This is a genomic window from Mesorhizobium sp. M8A.F.Ca.ET.202.01.1.1 (assembly GCF_004791595.1).
Classification (GTDB): Bacteria; Pseudomonadota; Alphaproteobacteria; order Rhizobiales; family Rhizobiaceae; genus Mesorhizobium.
This window is the reverse complement of record NZ_SRUN01000063.1, coordinates 1-524: the sequence shown is the minus strand read 5'-3', so window position 1 is coordinate 524 and position 524 is coordinate 1. Positions and strand designations below refer to the sequence as shown.

General features: G+C 60.7%; 1 protein-coding gene. It reads right to left on the bottom strand.

Features of this window, described 5'->3' with window-relative positions:
- The coding region (locus EN845_RS33830; RefSeq protein WP_135931268.1) for a hypothetical protein at nt 1–419 on the bottom strand (419 nt) is incomplete at its 3' end.
- Nucleotides 420–524 lie beyond the last annotated feature (105 nt).

The following is a 524-nucleotide window of genomic DNA, read 5'->3' as shown; positions in this document are numbered from 1 at the left end:
GGCAGGCCGGTCTCTATGCGACCGTTGACGTACAGCATTCCGGCCGCAACGTCGAAGGTGATCGACCGCAGGGTAAAGGGCCATTTTCCAAACAATGTCGAACGCTGCTCGGCAGGTAAGATGAGCGAGATGACAGCGTCCGGTTTGTCGCCAAGCGAAAACAGGATGCGTGCCTTGAGCGGATTGGCGGCATCGCTGGACAAAGCTGGCAGCGCGGCCGCGAGGTCGGCGGTGGCGACCATGTCGACCGAAATCTGGACAACATCCTTGAAATCGGTCGAGACCTGCCTGAGCGCGATTTTGTCGAAGCCGGGGACGCTTTCTGACGAGAACCACGCGTCCGCGTCTCGCGCGCGGATGTCGATGAGCGTCTGGCCGGTCTCGCCGCTCGAGTAGCTGAAGTCGCCTTCGAATGCCAAGGACTTCGTCGGATCGTTCTTGTCGGTGATCTGGGGCAGTTCGAAACGTAGCCCGATCGCTTGCGTGACTGTCTTTCCGGCCGAGCCTTCGACGGTCGCATCGAG